Below are 14743 nucleotides of genomic sequence, written 5' to 3' on the forward strand. Positions count from 1 at the left end.
ACACGGAAATCGAGAACGCCACGCCGAACCCCCAGTACAAAGAAGAGCAGAAGCGTATCGAGAAGCTCGTGTGGTGGGATGAGGTGAAGGCGAAGGTTCCGGGATTTCCTCAGGCGGATGTGTTTCATCTGCATCCTGTGGGATTGGTGGGGAATTTTCGGACCAAATTCCAATTCACACTGGAAATGATGCGACGCGTATTTCCTCTCGCCCAAGTAAATGTCCTTCAAGAGTTGATCGACGAGTTGAACGCGCACCTCGAGGTGTATGCCTTGGACACCCCATCCAGAAGAGCTCATTTCTTCGCTCAGGTGATGCAGGAAACAGGGAAATCGATGACAGTCGAAGAAGGTTTCGTCTGGAAAGCAAGCGCACTAGTTGCAAGCTTCTCGTATTTCCGCAGAAACCCTCAACAGGCGACGACGCACGGGTACCAGACTAACAGACCGATCAAAGCGGACGGCTTGCCGATGAATCAAGTTGATTTTGAAGCAATTGCAAACGGCGCATATGGCGGACGCGCGGAACTCGGGAATGGCGACTTCGAGAGCGGAGACGGTTGGAAATACCGAGGACGCGGAATGAAACAACTGACAGGCCGCGCCAATTACCGATCTTTTACACGCTGGAATCAGGCGCATCAGGACGAATGGCCGGAAGACCGCGTTGATTATGAGGACAGCCCCGATCTATTGTGCCAACCGGAATACGCTGCGAGGTCCGCCGCGTATTTTTGGGTGGCAAATGGGTTGCCAGCGATTGCCGATCGAGGAACGACCGCAATGCAGGTAAATGAGATTACCGCTATTGTGAATCGCAATACCAACAGCTATGCTGCGCGTGTGGCGAACTTTGAACAGATTTGGATTCGAGGGGATTTCAACTAAATGCTGCGATCATTGAATTCTTGCTGCGTTTTCGCGATTTTAGCGATGCCAGTTGTTGCATCTGCCGAGGCGCGAACGGAGCAGACGCTCTGTCACGCTTTTGAGGAAATTTATTTCAGTTGTCAAATGGACAGAAAAATCGTATCGATCTGTGCGTCAGGAAACATCTCCCCCGATAATGGTTACGTCCAATATCGTTACGGTACTGTGAACCAGCTTGACCTGCAGTATCCGGATGTGCCGCTTTCGCCCAGACATCGGGTTGCGATCAGCGATACTTCTGGAGGGAACGCGCAATATACTCATGTAAAATTCAGACAAAGTGGTTTTGACTATGTCTTGTATCAGGGCTTTCCAAGCGGACTGTACGTAAAGAAAAATGGAAGGACCGTTTTTAACAAGACCTGCCAACCAGGTGAATTTCAGAAACTGAGTCAGCGCGCCTATAGAGGTATAGAAACCGTAGCTCCCCAAGATGGCGTCGATCAATGATTTGACGTTGTCCAAGACCCGGTGGCGCAAGCGCGGGCGAGAACAGCAGCAAAGCGCTGGTTTTTACGGCGTCGACCTCGATAGTGTGCAGGATGGGTTCGCCGCTGCACATGGCAATGAACCGAACGTATAGGGAGCCGAGGCATAGTCCCGCGGTGTCGAGCACGGCGCATGCCCGGCGTGGTTTATCATTGAGCCCTTCCCGCATTCCCGCCTTGCCCGCCTCATGCCGCCACTCCAATTCACCCTCACGGGCGACTTCATCGAACTCCACAATCTGCTCAAGCTGATGGGCCTCGCGGACAGCGGCGGCTCGGCGAAGGCGCGCGTCGCCATGGGCGATGTCACCGTCGACGGCCAGGTGGAACTGCGCAAGACCTGCAAGATCCGCGCGGGTCAGCGAGTGAAGCTCGACGGCCAGACGATTTACGTGCGCGCGCCCGCTTAAGCGCGCGGCGATTTGCGCGCACACGCCGCGCAATTGCGAAAATCCGGGCATAAGCAAACGCGTCATCGACATGCCGCACGCGACGCAATAAGCTGACGGTCTGTTCTTTCGTTCTGGTTTCAGCGTCGGTTCCCGTCAGCGCGTTTGCGCTTCGATTCTTGCCCCCTCGCGTTCCAGTCCGGCCGCACTCATTGCGGCCTTTTCGTTTCGATCCGATCAACATGCAACCGCCAGTCACGCGCGCCGCGCGCGCGCATCAAGGACCGCCGAGCCTCTCGCGTCACGCCGTCGACACGGCGCGTCTCGCCGCGCCGCTTGCCATCGCGCAGCTCTCGCAGATGGCGATGGGCGTCACCGACACCATCCTGCTCGGCTCGCTCGGCCCCGATGCCCTCGCCGCGGGCGGCCTCGGCGCGAATCTCTTTTTCGTCGTCGTGACGCTCCTGCAGGGCGTGCTGACGTCCGTTTCCGTGTCGGTGGCGCATGCGCGCGGCGCGAATGCCGATCATCGCGTGCCAGGCATCTACTGGACCGGGTTCGTGCTCTCCTTGCTGCTCGCCGTGCCCGCGTTCGTGCTGCTGAGCTACGCCGAACCGATCCTGCTCGCGTTCCACGAACCCGCGACGCTCGCGAAGAACGTCGGCGAATACTGCGCGGTGCTGCGCTGGGGGACGCCCGGCAGTCTGATCGGCGTCGGGATGATGCGCGCGTTTCTGCCCGCCATCGGCGCGGCGCGCAGGCTCTTGTGGATCTCCATCGGCGGCGTGTTCGTCAACGGCTTTCTCAACTACGGCCTGATCCACGGCGCGTACGGCCTGCCGCGCGAAGGCTTCCTCGGCTCGGCGGCGGCGACGACTATCACCGTATGGGGCATCGCGATCGCGCTCGTCGCGGTGCTGCATCTGCGGCCGCGCTACCGGCATTTCGTCGCGCGCGCGCGCCCGCGCCTGCCGCTGATGGGCGAACTGTTCAGCATCGGCTGGCCCGTCGCGATCACCTACGGGGTCGAATCGACGCTCTTTCTCGCCACCGGCATGATGGTCGGCCTGCTCGGCGAAGCGCCGCTCGCCGCGCATCAGATCGCACTCAACGTCGCGTCGGTCGCGTTCATGGTGCCGCTGGCGATCGGCCAGGCGGCGAACGTGCGCGTCGGCTACTGGGTCGGCGCGGGCGTGCCTGTCGCCGCGCGTCACGCGGGCTTCGTCGCGCTCGCGCTCGGCGTCGGCTTCATGATGTGCTCCGGGCTCGTGCTGATCGCCGTGCCGCGCGCGATCGTCGGGCTGTATCTGCATCTCGACGATCCCGCCAACGCGCATACCGTCGCGCTCGCGGCGTCGCTGCTCGGCGTCGCGGCGGTGTTCCAGATCGTCGACGGCATGCAGACGGTCGGCTCCGGCTGCCTGCGCGGCCTGAAGGACACGCGCATTCCGATGCTCGCCGCCGCGTTCGGCTACTGGGGCGTCGGCTTTCCGACCGGCTATGTGCTCGCGTTCCACTTCGAACTCGGCGCGAAGGGCCTGTGGTGGGGCCTCGCGGCCGGGCTCGCGAGCGTCGCCGTGCTGATGACGCTGCGCTTCCGTCGCATCAGCCGGCGCTTCATCGAAACCGGCATCACGCCACGGCCGGACGACGCCGGCGCCGCGAGCGCCGCGCCGCACGGTCACGTCTGATAAGCACACGATCCGCGCGCCGATTTGCATAGCACGAATGCTTGGTTGGGCCGCGCGGCGCGCATTGCTACGATGAACCCGTCTCCTCCTTGAGACATCTGTGACAGGGGTTGTAGGCCCGCTCTAGCCAGCGGGCTTTTTTTCGTCCGTACGCCACCGCCCAGTGCAACGTTCGGCGCTTTCCCGATTTCCCATAGAATAATTTCGAGATCCGGCGCGAGTACGCTCCTTGCTACTTTCGTGCTGAAGACCGAAAACGCGAAAACGTCGCCGAGCGCTTCACGAGCGGCGACCAGAACGGGGAATCGAAGTGTCGGAAAACCGGGGATTGCGGCAAATCGCGCGCCGCGACGCGCGCGCACGAACATTCGGCGCCGCCGTGCGCAACATCGCCGTCATCGTGACGATGACGACGCTCGTCGCCGCTTGCGAGACGCGCCCGCCCGCGACGGCGTTCGACCGGCCGGAGAGCCACGCGCTGGCATCGACGGAAACGACGCCCCTCGCGACCGCCCTCGCGCCGCTCGAGAAACGGCATCCGGACGAGTCGGCGGTGCGCCTGCTGCCGACCGGCACCGACGCGCTGCAGGCGCGCATCGCACTCGCGCGCGCGGCGACGAAGACGCTCGACATGCAGTACTACATCGCCAACGAGGACAACACCGGCAAGCTGCTGCTCGGCGCGGCGTTGTATGCGGCGGATCGCGGCGTGCGCGTGCGCATGCTCGTCGACGATCTGAACTTCAAGGACATCGACCAGATCATGGCGGCGCTCAATTCGCACGACAAGATCGAGATTCGCGTGTTCAACCCGTACGGCAGCGCGCAACGCAGCTTCTCCGAGCGCACGCAGAATTTCTTCACGAATCTCAGTCACTTCACGCGCCGCATGCACAACAAGGCGATGATCGCGGACAACCAGATCGCGATCGTCGGCGGCCGCAATCTCGGCGACGAGTACTTCAGCGCGAGCCCGACCTTGCAGTTTCGCGATCTCGACGTCTTCGCCGCCGGTCCGGTCACGCAAGAAATATCCGCGAGCTTCGACGATTACTGGAACAGTTCGCTCGCGTACCCGCTGCGCGCGCTGAACAAGCAGAAGTTCGACGCCCGCGAACTCGACAAGACCCGCGACGACTTGCGCAAGCACTGGCGCGAGCAGGCCGATCCGCTGAACGCGAAGCCGCTCAATGCGACGCCGCTCGCGCAGCAGATCGCGCGCGAGGAAATGGGCCTCGTGTGGGCGCCGACGGAGTTCCGGGTCGATTCGCCATCGAAGATCGAGCATCCGAGCGACGACTACAAAAGCCCGCCGATGGAGCGCCTCGTCGCTCTGCTGAAGGACGCGCAGAGCGAATTCCTGATCCTGTCGCCCTACTTCGTGCCGCACGACGCGGGCGTGAAGGCGCTCGCCGGTCTGACGAAGCGCCGCGTGCGCGTCGCGGTGCTGACGAATTCGCTCGCCGCGACCGATGCCGTCGCCGTGCAGGCGGGCTACGCGCCGTATCGCATTCCGATGCTGCAAAACGGCGTCGAACTGTACGAGTTCAAGCCGATTCAGGTCGAAGGCGAAAGCAGTCCGCGCGCGGGTCTCTTCGGCTCGCAGTCGCGCGCGAGCCTGCACGCGAAGGCCTATGTGATCGATCGGAGTATCCTCGTGATCGGCTCGATGAATCTCGATCCGCGTTCGGCGAAGCTCAATACCGAGCTCGCGCTCGTGATCCACAGCAAGCCGATCGCCGAGGAAGCCGCGAAACTCTTCGAGAACGGCATTTCGCCGAAGGTGAGCTGGCAGGTGCAACTGGCGAGCGCGGCGGTGACGGAGGAGCTTCGGCGCACGGGCGCGCCGCAGTCGGGCCTCGTCTGGATCACCGAGGAAAACGGCAGTCTCGTCACCTACAATTTCGATCCCGAGGCAGGTCTTTATCGCAATGCGATGACGGGCCTCTTCATGATGCTGCCCGTCGACAAGCAGCTTTGATCCAACTTCGTAAGGAAACTCACGCCATGTCACACGATGCGAAGGGCGACGTACGGATGGAGAAGGACACGTTCGGCGAGATCGCCGTGCCGAACGACAAGCTCTGGGGCGCGCAGACGCAGCGCTCGCTGCAAAACTTCAAGATTTCGACGGAAAAGCAGTCGCCCGAGCTGATCACCGCGCTCGCGATCATCAAGCACGCCGCCGCGGAAGTGAACGAAGGCCTGAAGGTGCTCGACTCGAAGAAGGCGAAGGCGATCGTTCAGGCGGCCGAGGAAATCATCGACGGCAAGCATCCCGACGAATTTCCGCTCGCCGTCTGGCAAACCGGCTCGGGCACGCAGACCAACATGAATCTGAACGAGGTGATCGCCAATCGCGCGAGCGAAATCATGGGCGGTCCGCGCGGCGAGGAGCGCCTCGTGCATCCGAACGACGATGTGAATCGCGGCCAGTCGTCGAACGACGTGTTTCCGACCGCGATGCACGTCGCCGCGGCCGTGGCGATCAAGAAGCATCTGCTGCCGTCGCTGAAAACGTTGCGCGATACGCTCGACAAGAAGGCGAAGGCGTTCGACAAGATCGTGAAGATCGGCCGTACGCACTTGCAGGACGCGACGCCGCTCACGCTCGGGCAGGAGTTTTCGGGATACGTCGCGCAGCTCGATCAGAGCATGAAGCACGTCGAGGCGACTTTGCCGCATCTGTATCAGCTCGCGCAGGGCGGCACGGCGGTCGGCACGGGGCTGAACGCGCATCCGGAATTCGCGGTGAAGGTCGCGCAGGCGATCGGCAAGCTCACCGGCCTGCCGTTCGAGACTGCGCCGAACAAGTTCGAGGTGATGGCCGCCGCCGATGCGCTCGTCGCCGCGCACGGCGCGCTGAAGACGGTCGCGGCGAGCCTGATGAAGATCGCCAACGACATCCGCTGGCTGGCGAGCGGACCGCGCTGCGGGTTGGGCGAGCTGTCGATCCCGGAGAACGAGCCGGGCAGCTCGATCATGCCGGGCAAGGTGAACCCGACGCAATCCGAAGCCGTCACGATGCTCTGCTGCCAGGTCTTCGGCAACGATGTCGCGGTGAACTTCGGCGGCGCGAGCGGCAACTTCGAGCTGAACGTGTTCCGGCCGATGATCGCGCACAACGTGCTGCAATCGGTCCGCCTGCTCGCGGACGGCGCGCAGAGCTTCAACGATAACTGCGCGGTGGGCATCGAGCCGAACGAGAAGCGCATCGACAGTCTGCTGAACGAATCGCTGATGCTCGTGACGGCGTTGAATCCGCATATCGGCTATGACAAGGCCGCGCAGATCGCGAAAAAGGCGCACAAGGAAGGCACGACGCTCAAGGCCGCCGCGCTCGCGCTCGGTCACGTGACCGAGCAGCAGTTCGATGAATGGGTCAAGCCGGAGGAAATGGTGGGAAAAAGGTAAGCGCGTTCTTGCCCGAAGAGCGGCGGGTTACACCTTCCCCGCCGCCACCTCTTCCGGCTTCAGCTCGACGATTGCATCGAGCGCGTCCTTCACGTCCATCGCGTATTTCGCGAGGCGCTTTTCCTCTTCCGTTTCCGGCACGAACGCAGGCACGGGCGTCGGCTGGCCTTTTTCATCGACGGCGACGAAAACCATCAGGCAATCGGTCGTCTGCTGAAGCTCGCCGACTTTCGGATCGCCCGCATGCACGGAAATGTGGATGTGCATGCTGGTGCGCCCCGTCGTCACGACGCGCGCGCGCAATTCGACCAGATTGCCGACGAGAATCGGCCGCCGAAAACGAATGTTGCCGACGCTCACCGTGACCGCATAGCGCCCGGACCACATCGCGGCGCAGGCGTAGGCGGTTTCGTCGATCCATTTCATCAGCGCGCCGCCGTGCACCTTGCCGCCGAAATTCACCGAAGTCGGCTCGGCGAGAAAGCGGAAAGTGGTTTCCGCACGGCTTTTCGGGACGGCTGGAATGGGGGATGAGGTCGGCGTATTCATGGGAAGCCCGTCTGATGCGGAAAATGAATGCCGATTATAGGGTCGGCAATATTCAATCGTGGACGGTGATGCCCTGATCGATCGTGCCGTACATCGTGATGCTGCCGCCGCTGCCCGCCGACGACGACGGCGCGCCCGCGCAGCCCGCGCAGAGCACGAGAACGCCTATAGCGCTCGCGAGAATGAATCTGGCCATGGAATTCTCCCCTGCTGCCTCGAAATGCCAGCGGTCATTCTAGCGCCGCGCCTCGCGCATCGACATTTCGGCGCACGGTGAAACATCGGTTGCGCGATCGCGCTAGAGTGGACGCATCGACTACTTCGCCCGATACGGAAATCGCCATGAACCCCGCTTTCGACGACGCCGATTCCCGCGCGCGCCATTTTCCCGGCCTGTCGCGCATCGGCGCGCTGATCGCGGATCCGGGCCGCGCCGCCATGCTCTGGTCGCTGATGGATGGCACCGCGCGCCCCGCCGGCGAACTGACGATGATCGCGGGGCTGTCGCCATCGGCGGCAAGCGGGCATCTCGCGCGGCTGACCGAAGGCGGACTGCTCGCGCTCGAAGTGAGCGGACGGCATCGGTACTACCGGATCGCGACGGCGGATATCGCCGCGGCCATCGAAGCGCTCGCCAATCTCGCGCGGGCGAGCGCGCCGCAGCGCGCGCCGGAACGGCCGCCTTCCGCCGTGCCTGTCGAAATGCGTTTCGCGCGCACCTGCTACGACCATCTGGCGGGCGAACTCGCCGTGCAGCTCTTCGAGCGGATGATCGCGCGCAACTGGCTCGCCGCCGCCGATCGTCACGACGCCGCGCACGGCCCCGCCGCGCTCGACGCCACGCCCGAAGGCGCGCAGGCGTTCGCCGAACTCGGCATCGATCTGAAGGCGCAGCGCGCGCGGCGGCGACGGTTCGCGTGCACCTGCATCGACTGGAGCGAGCGCCGGCCGCATCTGGGCGGCGCGCTCGGCGCGGCGTTTCTCGACGCGTGCGAGTCGCACGGCTGGATCGAGCGCACGGCGAAACGCCGCGTCCTGCGCGTGACGCCCGCGGGGCATCGGCATTTCGAAGGCTTCCTGTCCGCGCGATAAAGCTTTGTTACGCGCGCCTGCGAGCCGTTACAAACGGCATCGTACGGATACAGGCGCCGGCGATACATTGATCCGACAGGTCTCGCGAACTCAGTGCGCCGAACGGAACGCACGCGCGGCCGCCGGAGAACGTAATGAAGATCAAGATCGCCGCTTTGTGCGTGCTTTTGTCGGCATCGGGGCTTAACGCGTTTGCGCAAACCGGACAAGGCGATCCGCCCGGACGCATCGCGCGGCTCAACTACATGGCGGGCACGGTGACGACCGAGCCAGCGGGCGCATCCGACTGGTCCTACGCGCAGATCAATCGTCCGCTGACGACGGGCGATCAACTCTGGAACGACGAGAACGCGCGCTCCGAACTGCATATCGGTTCGACGGCGGTGCGGCTCGGGTCATCGACGGCGCTGTCCGTCCTCGCGCTCGACGACGACACCGCGCAACTCAAGATCGCCCAGGGCACGCTGTCGACGCGCGTGCGCGAACTCCCGCCGGGCACGACCTACGAGATCGACACGCCGAACACCGCGCTCGCGATCACGACGCCCGGCGAGATGCGAGTCGACGTCGCGCCCGATGGCCGCGCGACGACTGTGACGGTGCGAAGCGGCGGCGTCACCGCATACGGCGACGGTGGCTCCGTGCAACTCGCGGGCGGGCAGCAGATGACGTTCGAGGGCACGAATCTGCAGCAGGCATCGGCGAATGCGGCGCCCGCGCCCGACGCGTTCGATCAATGGGCCGCCGGGCGCGACGCATCCGAAGATCGCTCGATTTCGGCGCGATATGTATCGCGCGACGCGCCCGGTTATCAGGATCTCGACGCCAACGGAACGTGGCGCAACGATCCGTCGTACGGGCCGGTCTGGACGCCGACCGCCGTGTCCGCCGACTGGGCGCCGTATCGTCAGGGACATTGGGCCTGGCAGGATCCGTGGGGATGGACATGGATCGACGACGCGCCGTGGGGCTTCGCGCCGTATCACTATGGCCGCTGGGCGTATATCGGATCGCGATGGGCATGGGTGCCCGGCCCGATGGACGTCAGCGCGCCGCCCGCGTATTCGCCTGCGCTCGTCGGTTTCGTCGGCGATGGCGATGGCGATGGCGGCCCCGACTGGAACGTCGCGGTGACGGTCGGCGGCATCGCGGCGGCGGGCGTCGCGTGGTTTCCGCTCGGACCGGGCGAAGCTTGGCGTCCGCATCGGGATGGCTGGAGTCCGCGTTATTTCGAACGCGTGAACCGCAATGTCTATGTGCGCAATACGTACGTCAACTATCACGCGCCGCGCGGGCTGACGGCCGTGCCGACGAACCTGTTCGTGCTTGGCCAGCCGGTCGGACGTCAGCCGTACGCGGTCGATCCGTCGCGCTGGCGCCATCCGCGCTTCTTCGCGGGCGCGCCGGGCATTGCGCCGACGCGCGACAGCTTCGCGCCCGGTGGGCGACGCGCGAGTTATCAGCCGCCGCAGGCCGGATTCGGACGACCGGTGGTCGCAACACGCGCGCCCGTCGCGCCGCCGGCTTTTCATGACCGGTACGTGCAGCAGAATCGCGATCCGCGCGGCGGGTACGGCGCGCGCAACGAACAGGTGCATCTCGTCGCGACGCATGGACCGGCGCGGTCGGTCATCGCGGGCGGCACGTTGCCGGCGCCGGTTCCCGCTCAGCCTGCGCAGCCGCATGGCTACGGCGTTGCGCATCCGCCGCAGGCTGCGCAATTCGGCGCGAACGATCCGCGCTTCGCGCATGGGGATTCATCGCGCGGACATGCCGTTTGGCGCGAGCCGCGCGCGCCGCAGCAGGCGTATCAACCGATGTGGCAGCGTCAACGCGCAAACGATGCGCCGCACGTCGATCAACGCATGCCGATGCATTCGATGCAGCCGCAGCCCAATCACGCGTCGCCGGAGGCGTATCGCCAGGCGCGGGTCGAACAGCCGCGCCATGAGATGCCGCCGCCTCATCCGCAGCCGGAAGCGCAGCGGCCGCAGCCTCACCAGGAGCCAACGCGTCAGCCGATGCATCAGGAAGTTCGTCAGGCTCCGCCGCCGCAGATGCAGAATCGGGAGCCTCATCAACCGCAACAGCCGCAACAGCAACGTGGCGGCGGCAACGAGCACCATCGCGGTTAAGACCTCAAAAACAAAACGCGCGGCCTCGACCGCGCGTTTTCTTGTGCAAACCGACGAAACCCGGCTTATACGGCCATCGGCGCCGTGAGCGCGTCGTGATGCTTGTAGCCTTCGAGCGCGAAATCCTTCGGCTCGATCTTCTCCAGCCATTCCGGTTCATAGCGCTTCGTCACCGCGTAATCCGGCACGCGATCGGAGATGATCAGTTGCGGCGAAGGCAGCGGCTCGCGCTTGAGTTGCTCGTGCAGCATGTCGAGCTGGTTTTCGTAGATGTGCGCGTCGCCGATGAAGTACGTGAACCAGCGCGGCTTGTAGCCCGTCAGCCGTCCGACGAGATGCAGCAGCGCCGCACCTTCGGTCAGATTGAACGGCGTGCCGAGGCCGACGTCGTTGCTGCGGATGTACAGACACAGCGAAATCTCGCGCGTCACCGCGTTCGGGATGAACTGATACAGCAGATGGCACGCGGGCAGCGCGATCTCGTCGAGCTTCGCCGGATTCCACGCGTGAAACAGAATGCGCCGGTCGGTCGGGCGCTCGATGATCGTGTCGAGACATTGACGCAACTGATCGATCGCCTTGTACAGCAGCACCTGCTCGCGCCCGTTTTCGACGAAACTCGTCACGAGCTGATAGCCGCGATTCGTGGCGTCGGCGATCTGGTCGCCCGCGCAGGCGTCGACGAGCTTGTACGCGGGCCACTTGCGCCACTGCACGCCGTAGACGTCGCCGAGATCGTCCGGACCCTGGCGATACGGATTCTCGAGCCACTCCGGATTCTCGTTGGCGTTGGCGTCCCACACCTTGCAGCCGAGCGCGCGAAAGTCCGCCGCGCTCTTCGACGCGCGCAGAAAGCCCACGAGTTCGCCGATCGCCGACTTGAACGCGAGCTTTTTCGTGGTCACGGCCGGGAAGCCTTGCTGCAGGTCGAAACGCAGCATCGCGCCGGGCATGCTGATCGTGCGGATGCCCGTGCGGTTTTCCTGCCAAGTGCCGGTATCGAGAATCGTCTGGACGAGCTCGAGATACTGTTTCATTCGATGTTCCCTGGGTACGCTGCGCGCCCTCGCGAGCGGAAGGCGTAAACGATCGATTTTACCAAGCGATGGATGCGGGCGCTTAGTGCAGCGGCACGAAAAAACGGGCGCCTTGTGGCGCCCGTCCGGTGTTCGTCCGCGACCTGGCTGTCAGCCGCGCGTGGCGTGCTCCGAGGGCGCATCGACCTCGATGTGACGCATGCCATGCGCGCTCAACAGCCGATACAGCGTCACGCGCGAGATGCCCAATTCGTGCGCGGCGTCGCCAAGACGCCCGCGATGGCGCAGCAGCGCGAGTTCGATCGCCTGTCGTTCGGCGGCCTCGCGCGCCTGTGCGAGCGAGACCGGCGCGACTTCGACGTATTCGCCGAGTTCGAGATCGCGCGCTGTGATCTGACGCCCTTCCGACATCACGATGGCGCGCCGCACGCGGTTGATGAGCTCGCGCACGTTGCCCGGCCAGCCGTAGTTGTGGATCGCGGCGATCGCATCCGGCGAGAATCCGCGCAGCCGACGGCTCGCGTCCTTCTTGAAGCGGTCGAGCATGTGCTTCGCGAGCAGCTCGATGTCCTTGCCGCGCGCGCGCAGCGGCGGCTCGTCGATCTGCAGCACGCACAGCCGGTGATACAGGTCCGCGCGAAAGCGCCCTTCGATCATCGCGGTCTGCATGTCGACGTGCGTCGCGGAAATAATGCGCACGTCGACGGGCGTCGAGCCGTGTCCGCCGAGGCGCTCCACCTTGCGCTCCTGCAGGAAGCGCAACAGGCTCGCCTGGCTTTCGAGCGGCAGGTCGCCGATTTCATCGAGGAACAGCGTGCCGCCATTGGCCGCTTCGACACGGCCGATCTTGCGTTGATTCGCGCCCGTGAAAGCGCCGCGTTCGTAACCGAAGAGCTCCGATTGCAGCAGATGCGCGGGAATCGCGCCACAGTTGATCGCCACGAACGGCTGATCGCGGCGCGCCGAGCGCTCGTGAATGGCAACAGCCGTGAGTTCCTTGCCGGTGCCGGATTCGCCGGAGATGAACACGGGCGCATCGGTCATCGCGACTTTGCGGATCGAGCGGAAAAGCGCGAGCATCGCGTCGCACGAACCGACCATTTCGCCCTCGGCGCGGCCCTCGCTGCGCGCATCGTTCGACGCGGCGTCATGCAGCGAAACCATGCCGTACGCATGACCGACGGAATCGACGATGCGGTCGTTGGACGTCGGCAGCGTCACGTAATCGAAGCAATAGTCGCGAATGAGACGCCGCACGGCAGCGTCTTCCAGTTGCCCGGCAACCGTGGCCGCGACCCAGCCCACGTTGGTCATCGTCAGCGACGATTCGAACGCCGCCAGTTCATGAGATTCGAAATGACTCGACAGATCGAGCAGCCCGCCGGTCGCCAGATCGCTGCGCAAAGCCTTGCGCGTGTCGCGCGCGTTCGCGACGATTTCGATATGCCAACCGCGCTCCTCGAATCGCGCGCACAGCGTCTCGCTTGGATCGCGAGTCACATAGATGAGTTGCCGCCGAGCGACGTCCATTATTCAGATCCTTTGTTCAACATTCGTTGAAAAGGTCACGTAGTTCAAGGCTCGCGCTACATCGCAAAATTCGTTGCCCTCGCACGTTGCTCGCAAACGTCTGGAGAGGATTTGCCATTCGAACCGTCGCCCCCCGGGACACGGCGCGAAACACCACGCACCCTTCCACGAAACCCTTTATGTCTGATTCTGCGCCGTTTTTGAGAGACTACTATAACCCAGAAACCCCGGAAACAAATATCGCGAGAGTCGCCGGATTAGCCACAAAACCTTGACAGGACGGCCTTGGCAAGAATTTCTCACACGATTATCAACGAGATTGCGCACAATTTAATAAGACAAAATCTTATACCGATTTCGCCGGAAGTTCACGTTTTTCTGCCTTCATGTTTCAGCAGTGAAACGTTTACAGCCGAATTTTTGCTGCGGACTTTCGTCGGATTTTCGCGATTCATTGCGCAGCAACGCTCTGCCGGACATGGCACGCAATTCGCTCCAATAGAACCGCGCTCGAAGGTAAGAAATACTCGCTGCCGAACGAGCGTTCATCTTTATCCCTGCATTCGACTCCCGCTTAATCGTTTTACCGAGAAAGCGATTACTTTATTTCCGGATATTTCCGTGGCGGGAATTTATTACTTGGTTATGTCGTCACGATGGCACGCGATAGTTCTTTAAGGCGCGGAGAAACAACCGACGCGCATCAAAATGGCGAGAACGCGGACGAATCCGCCGCGTCGGGCCTGCCCGACGATCGTCCGACTGGCTCGGGCGTCAGCGTGACGCTATGGGACGAGATCGCGCCGCCCCCATGGCACACGACGCTGCCGCTCGGCGACGAAGCGCCGGAGGCGTAGGCCCGCGCGGCGCGCCGAGCGCTGGCCGCGCCGCAAGCGTCGGTTAGAATCGTCACCCGGCCGCGCTGCCCGCGCGCGCCAGCTTGCCGGACTTCTATTCCATGACGACGCTGACTCTGATCGTCGCCCGCGCGCGCAATGGCGTGATCGGACGCGAAAACCAACTGCCCTGGCGCCTGCCCGAGGATCTCGCCTTCTTCAAGCGCACGACGATGGGCGCGCCCATCATCATGGGCCGCAAGACGCATGAATCCATCGGCAGGGCGCTGCCGGGGCGGCGCAATATCGTCGTGTCGCGCGACGGCACCCGGCGCTACGAAGGCTGCGATGTCGTGACGAGCCTCGAAGCGGCGCTCGCGCTCGAACCGGCGAAGGAAGCGTTTTTGATCGGCGGCGCGCAGTTGTATCAGGATGCCATTGCGCGTGCGGACAAGATGATCGTCACCGAGATCGACGCCGATTTCGATGGCGACACGCGCTTTCCCGGGCCCGATCCCGAGTTGTGGCGCGAAGTGTCGCGCGAGCCGCATCGCGCAGCGGCGCCGAACGATTTCGCGTTCGCCTTCGTGACCTACGAGCGCATCGCCTCGTCGGAATGAAGCCGGAATGAAAAAAGGCTCCGGATGCGCTCC

The 14743-nt window shown here is 63.6% G+C and carries 14 protein-coding genes; 10 read left to right on the forward strand and 4 right to left on the reverse strand.

The window, feature by feature from the left end; translation table 11 throughout:
* From QCE49_RS09490 to fumC, 6 genes are all read left to right on the forward strand, one after another.
* Positions 1 to 887: glycoside hydrolase family 19 protein (locus QCE49_RS09490; protein ID WP_409017181.1), on the forward strand; the 887-nt coding region annotated here is incomplete at its 5' end.
* A 45-nt stretch (positions 888 to 932) separates the two neighbouring features.
* Complete coding sequence (locus QCE49_RS09495; RefSeq protein ID WP_309805913.1) at positions 933 to 1379, forward strand: hypothetical protein; 447 nt, start codon at positions 933 to 935, stop codon at positions 1377 to 1379.
* A gap of 226 nt (positions 1380 to 1605) precedes the next feature.
* Positions 1606 to 1827: an RNA-binding S4 domain-containing protein gene (locus QCE49_RS09500; RefSeq protein WP_250434979.1), complete on the forward strand. Its 222-nt coding sequence runs from the start codon at positions 1606 to 1608 to the stop codon at positions 1825 to 1827.
* Positions 1828 to 2048: 221 nt separating this feature from the next.
* Positions 2049 to 3497 carry an MATE family efflux transporter gene (locus tag QCE49_RS09505; RefSeq protein WP_250460488.1) on the forward strand — a complete coding sequence of 483 codons (1449 nt, stop codon included), beginning with the start codon at positions 2049 to 2051 and terminating at the stop codon, positions 3495 to 3497.
* Positions 3498 to 3903: 406 nt separating this feature from the next.
* Positions 3904 to 5478 (forward strand): phospholipase D family protein, encoded by a 1575-nt coding sequence (locus QCE49_RS09510; protein WP_250460493.1) that lies wholly within the window; start codon positions 3904 to 3906, stop codon positions 5476 to 5478.
* A gap of 26 nt (positions 5479 to 5504) precedes the next feature.
* Positions 5505 to 6911, forward strand: a complete 1407-nt coding sequence (fumC, locus tag QCE49_RS09515) for a class II fumarate hydratase (protein ID WP_175980381.1) — start codon at positions 5505 to 5507, stop codon at positions 6909 to 6911.
* Between the two features lie 27 nt (positions 6912 to 6938).
* Here fumC and QCE49_RS09520 read toward each other — a convergent pair whose 3' ends face one another.
* A complete protein-coding gene (locus tag QCE49_RS09520) occupies positions 6939 to 7460 on the reverse strand; it encodes an acyl-CoA thioesterase (RefSeq protein ID WP_033537097.1) in 522 nt (173 codons plus the stop codon).
* 52 nt (positions 7461 to 7512) lie between these two features.
* Positions 7513 to 7656: a hypothetical protein gene (locus tag QCE49_RS09525; protein ID WP_250460486.1), complete on the reverse strand. Its 144-nt coding sequence runs from the start codon at positions 7654 to 7656 to the stop codon at positions 7513 to 7515.
* A 146-nt stretch (positions 7657 to 7802) separates the two neighbouring features.
* Between QCE49_RS09525 and QCE49_RS09530 the strand changes: the two genes are divergently transcribed.
* Both QCE49_RS09530 and QCE49_RS09535 read left to right on the forward strand, forming a co-directional pair.
* Positions 7803 to 8552, forward strand: a complete 750-nt coding sequence (locus tag QCE49_RS09530) for a helix-turn-helix transcriptional regulator (RefSeq protein ID WP_008342310.1) — start codon at positions 7803 to 7805, stop codon at positions 8550 to 8552.
* A gap of 134 nt (positions 8553 to 8686) precedes the next feature.
* Positions 8687 to 10687, forward strand: coding sequence for a DUF6600 domain-containing protein (locus tag QCE49_RS09535; RefSeq protein ID WP_250460484.1), 2001 nt, complete (start codon positions 8687 to 8689; stop codon positions 10685 to 10687).
* Between the two features lie 65 nt (positions 10688 to 10752).
* On the opposite strand, the gene QCE49_RS09540 is transcribed toward QCE49_RS09535, so the two are convergent.
* Positions 10753 to 11724: a thymidylate synthase gene (locus QCE49_RS09540; RefSeq protein WP_008342312.1), complete on the reverse strand. Its 972-nt coding sequence runs from the start codon at positions 11722 to 11724 to the stop codon at positions 10753 to 10755.
* A gap of 150 nt (positions 11725 to 11874) precedes the next feature.
* Positions 11875 to 13254 (reverse strand): sigma-54 dependent transcriptional regulator, encoded by a 1380-nt coding sequence (locus QCE49_RS09545; protein ID WP_008342313.1) that lies wholly within the window; start codon positions 13252 to 13254, stop codon positions 11875 to 11877.
* Between the two features lie 656 nt (positions 13255 to 13910).
* On the opposite strand from QCE49_RS09545, the gene QCE49_RS09550 reads away from it, so the two are divergent.
* Both QCE49_RS09550 and QCE49_RS09555 read left to right on the forward strand, forming a co-directional pair.
* Entirely contained in the window at positions 13911 to 14111 is a 201-nt protein-coding gene (locus QCE49_RS09550) for a hypothetical protein (RefSeq protein ID WP_008342315.1), read from the forward strand.
* Between the two features lie 101 nt (positions 14112 to 14212).
* The gene (locus tag QCE49_RS09555) at positions 14213 to 14710 is read left to right on the forward strand and encodes a dihydrofolate reductase (protein WP_250460482.1); all 498 of its coding nucleotides are present in this window, start codon (positions 14213 to 14215) and stop codon (positions 14708 to 14710) included.
* Positions 14711 to 14743 lie beyond the last annotated feature (33 nt).

Origin of the sequence: Caballeronia sp. LZ008, assembly GCF_031451435.1 — a bacterium.
Classification (GTDB): domain Bacteria; phylum Pseudomonadota; class Gammaproteobacteria; order Burkholderiales; family Burkholderiaceae; genus Caballeronia; species Caballeronia zhejiangensis.

Excerpts from the sequence above, each read along its gene's own strand:
- QCE49_RS09495 (WP_309805913.1), top strand. The coding sequence starts at position 933 with ATGCCAGTTGTTGCATCTGCCGAGGCGCGAACGGAGCAGACGCTCTGT.
- QCE49_RS09500 (WP_250434979.1), top strand. The coding sequence starts at position 1,606 with ATGCCGCCACTCCAATTCACCCTCACGGGCGACTTCATCGAACTCCAC.
- QCE49_RS09505 (WP_250460488.1), top strand. The coding sequence starts at position 2,049 with ATGCAACCGCCAGTCACGCGCGCCGCGCGCGCGCATCAAGGACCGCCG.
- QCE49_RS09510 (WP_250460493.1), top strand. The coding sequence starts at position 3,904 with ATGACGACGCTCGTCGCCGCTTGCGAGACGCGCCCGCCCGCGACGGCG.
- fumC (WP_175980381.1), top strand. The coding sequence starts at position 5,505 with ATGTCACACGATGCGAAGGGCGACGTACGGATGGAGAAGGACACGTTC.
- QCE49_RS09520 (WP_033537097.1), bottom strand. The coding sequence starts at position 7,460 with ATGAATACGCCGACCTCATCCCCCATTCCAGCCGTCCCGAAAAGCCGT.
- QCE49_RS09525 (WP_250460486.1), bottom strand. The coding sequence starts at position 7,656 with ATGGCCAGATTCATTCTCGCGAGCGCTATAGGCGTTCTCGTGCTCTGC.
- QCE49_RS09530 (WP_008342310.1), top strand. The coding sequence starts at position 7,803 with ATGAACCCCGCTTTCGACGACGCCGATTCCCGCGCGCGCCATTTTCCC.
- QCE49_RS09535 (WP_250460484.1), top strand. The coding sequence starts at position 8,687 with ATGAAGATCAAGATCGCCGCTTTGTGCGTGCTTTTGTCGGCATCGGGG.
- QCE49_RS09540 (WP_008342312.1), bottom strand. The coding sequence starts at position 11,724 with ATGAAACAGTATCTCGAGCTCGTCCAGACGATTCTCGATACCGGCACT.
- QCE49_RS09545 (WP_008342313.1), bottom strand. The coding sequence starts at position 13,254 with ATGGACGTCGCTCGGCGGCAACTCATCTATGTGACTCGCGATCCAAGC.
- QCE49_RS09550 (WP_008342315.1), top strand. The coding sequence starts at position 13,911 with ATGGCACGCGATAGTTCTTTAAGGCGCGGAGAAACAACCGACGCGCAT.
- QCE49_RS09555 (WP_250460482.1), top strand. The coding sequence starts at position 14,213 with ATGACGACGCTGACTCTGATCGTCGCCCGCGCGCGCAATGGCGTGATC.